The organism is Mesorhizobium sp. M7A.F.Ca.ET.027.03.2.1 (assembly GCF_003999175.1).
Classification (GTDB): Bacteria; Pseudomonadota; Alphaproteobacteria; order Rhizobiales; family Rhizobiaceae; genus Mesorhizobium.
Genome location: NZ_RZOM01000805.1, coordinates 1 through 2,906, shown reverse-complemented (window position 1 = coordinate 2,906; position 2,906 = coordinate 1). Strand labels below are relative to the sequence as shown.

Below are 2,906 nucleotides of genomic sequence, written 5' to 3'. Positions count from 1 at the left end.
CCCTTTCTTCAACATCAACGAACCGGACGATCTTGTGTCTGCCGAGCGTCTGTTGCAGAGCATCAAGCCATGAACAGACGCGTCTTCGGCATCACCGGCTGGAAGAATTCCGGCAAGACGACTTTGACCGAAAGGCTGGTCACCGAACTTGTCCGGCGCGGCTGGAAGGTGTCGACGGTGAAACACGCCCATCATGATTTCGACATCGACAAACCGGGTGCCGACAGTTTCCGCCACCGGCAGGCCGGCGCCACCGAAGTCGCGATCGTCTCCGGCGTTCGCTGGGCACTGATGCACGAGCTGCGCGGCGAAGACGAGCCTACATTGGAGACTGTCCTGTCGCGGCTTGCCCCTTGCGACCTCGTGCTGGTCGAGGGCTACAAGCGCGAAGCCCACAGCAAGATCGAAACCCGCCGGCTGGATGCGAAGGACCGCACGCCGCTTTCAGCGGAGGATCCCAACATCGTCGCTGTCGCCGCCGATTTTGCGATTGAAGGCGCGCAGCTGCCGGTATTCGATCTCGACGATGCAAAATCGATAGCCGACTTCATCGAGCGCACCACCGGGCTCGTTGCTTGAGCGCTGACGCAACGGCAGAATAGCCTTGCCCATTTTTACGGTTTTGCAGTTGCTTTTTTCTTGGAAAGAGTGGGAGTATCGCGCCAGCGGGCGGTCAAAAGCACCGCCCCACAGAGCCGTTCGGAACGACGGCCGGGACCATAAAGAGAGGACCATCATGCGTATTTCACTGCGTATCGCGCTTGCCGCATCGGCCGCGCTGCTGACGCTCGGCGTCGCCCAGGCCCAGGAAAAGACCCTGAGGATCGGCACCGAAGGCGCCTACCCGCCCTTCAACAACCTTACCGCCGATGGCCAACTCGTAGGCTTCGACATCGACATCGCCAAGGCGCTTTGTGATGAGATGAAGGTAAAGTGCACCTTCGTCGCGCAGGATTGGGACGGCATCATTCCCGCCCTTCAGGCCGGCAAGTTCGACGCCATCGTCGCCTCGATGTCGATCACGCCGGAGCGGATGGAAAAGGTCGATTTCTCGCACAAATACTACAACACGCCGTCGGCGCTCGCCGTGCCGAAGGACAGCACGCTGAAAGGCGTGACCAAGGAAGATCTCGCCGGCAAGACCATCGGCGTCGCCACCACCACGACGCATTTCAACTATGCCTCGAAGACCTACACCGACAGCACCGTGAAGGGCTATCCGAGCAGCCCCGAGGAGCAGGCAGATCTTGCCAATGGCCGTCTCGACGCCATCGAGGACGATATCGTCGTGCTGCAGCAGTTTCTGGATTCGCCTGATGGCGCCTGCTGCAAGATCCTCGGCCAGCCGTCGCCGCAGCCGGTCGAGATCTTCGGGCCTGGCGCCGGCATTGCCGTGCGCAAGGGCGAAACCGACCTGGTCAACAAGCTCAACTCGGCCATCGACGCCATTCGCGCCAATGGAAAATACAAGGAAATCAACGACAAGTACTTCAAGTTCGACGTCTACGGCGCCGAGTCCTGATAAAGGTCAAGACGGCGGGGAATTTCCCCGCCGTCTTTCTATTCATCTCAGGAATGCCGTGGAGATAAGACCGGTCGATGCCAGCCCAGAGCATATGGACACTTCTCAGTTGGGGACCCGAAGGCTGGCTTGACGATATTGCCTATGGCGCACTGATCACCATTGCGCTTGCGCTTGCCACGCTGCCTATCGGATTGACGATCGGCTTTTTCATCGCCCTCGCCAAGCAGTCCGAAGAACCCTCGCTGCGCCTTGCCGCCAACATCTACACCACGGTCTTTCGCGGCCTGCCGGAACTGGTGACGCTTTTCCTGTTCTTCTTCGGCATGCCGATCCTGCTGCAGCATCTCGTCAGGTATTTCCGGCCGGACATCACCATCGACGTCAACAGCTTCGTCGCCGGCATGATCGTGCTTGCGCTGATCTTCTCGTCCTATGCCAGCGAGGTTTTTCTTTCGGCCTTCCGCGCCATTCCCAAAGGCCAGTATGAAGGCGGCTATGCCATTGGTCTTTCGAACTGGCTGACCATGCGCAAGGTGATCGTGCCGCAGCTGCTGCGCATCGCGTTCCCCGGCCTGGAGAACTGCTGGCTCAGCCTGCTCAAGGACACATCGCTGGTGTCGGTCGTCGGCCTGGCCGAGACGCTGCGTAACGCCAGCATTGCCGCCCGCGTCACCAAGCATGCTTTCCTGTTCTTCGGTGTCGCCTCGCTGGTCTTTCTTGGCCTGGCCGTCCTGTCGTCCTTCGCCACCAGCGCTATTCTGCGCTCGCTTGGCCGGCAGGAGGCGCAGCGATGAGCGCCACGGCCACAATGGTCGAACGTCCGCCGCCACGGGCGCGCGGCTGGCCGCGCAGGCGTATCGCCGGTTACGCGCTGGTCTGCCTATGGATTTTGTTCGGCATTGGCATCGTCAGCTATCTCTTCCTTGCCTGGAATCCCGCTTTCTTCGCCAAATATGCGCCCGCCTATTTGAGCGGGCTTGGGGTTACGCTCGCGCTGGTTTCTATATCGATGGTGCTCGGCGCGATTCTGTCGGTGCCCGTCGCTTATGGGCGCATGTCCAAGAACCGGATCCTGTCCGGCCTCGCCTATTGCTACGTCTATTTCTTCCGCGGCACGCCGCTGCTGGTGCAGACTTATCTCGTCTATTACGGATTGGGCTCGTTCAGGGTCGAGCTCCAGTCGATCGGCCTCTGGGACTTTTTCAAGGACGCGTTCAATTGCGGCGTCTTTGCCTTTGCGCTCAACACCGCCGCCTATCAGGCCGAGATTCTGCGCGGCGCCATCGAGAGCGTGCCAAGAGGGCAATGGGAAGGGGCGGCATCGCTTGGCCTGCACAAACTGCAAACCTTGCGCAAGATCATCCTGCCGCAAGCCTTGATC

General features: G+C 60.2%; 4 protein-coding genes. All 4 read left to right on the top strand.

The genetic code is table 11. The annotated features are described in order from the left end of the window. Positions 1 to 69 precede the first annotated feature (69 nt). Entirely contained in the window at positions 70 to 579 is a 510-nt protein-coding gene (mobB, locus tag EN750_RS27180; RefSeq protein ID WP_127398505.1) for a molybdopterin-guanine dinucleotide biosynthesis protein B, read from the top strand. A 157-nt stretch (positions 580 to 736) separates the two neighbouring features. After that, complete coding sequence (locus EN750_RS27175) at positions 737 to 1,522, top strand: ABC transporter substrate-binding protein (RefSeq protein ID WP_027036615.1); 786 nt, start codon at positions 737 to 739, stop codon at positions 1,520 to 1,522. 77 nt (positions 1,523 to 1,599) lie between these two features. Continuing rightward, on the top strand, positions 1,600 to 2,319 hold the full coding sequence (locus EN750_RS27170; RefSeq protein WP_127398503.1) for an ABC transporter permease: 720 nt from the start codon (positions 1,600 to 1,602) through the stop codon (positions 2,317 to 2,319). Continuing rightward, the coding region (locus EN750_RS27165; RefSeq protein ID WP_127398501.1) for an ABC transporter permease subunit at positions 2,316 to 2,906 on the top strand (591 nt) is incomplete at its 3' end. The genes EN750_RS27170 and EN750_RS27165, both read left to right, overlap by 4 nt.

Coding starts and splice junctions, on each gene's coding strand:
- mobB (WP_127398505.1), top strand. CDS start 70: ATGAACAGACGCGTCTTCGGCATCACCGGCTGGAAGAATTCCGGCAAG.
- EN750_RS27175 (WP_027036615.1), top strand. CDS start 737: ATGCGTATTTCACTGCGTATCGCGCTTGCCGCATCGGCCGCGCTGCTG.
- EN750_RS27170 (WP_127398503.1), top strand. CDS start 1,600: ATGCCAGCCCAGAGCATATGGACACTTCTCAGTTGGGGACCCGAAGGC.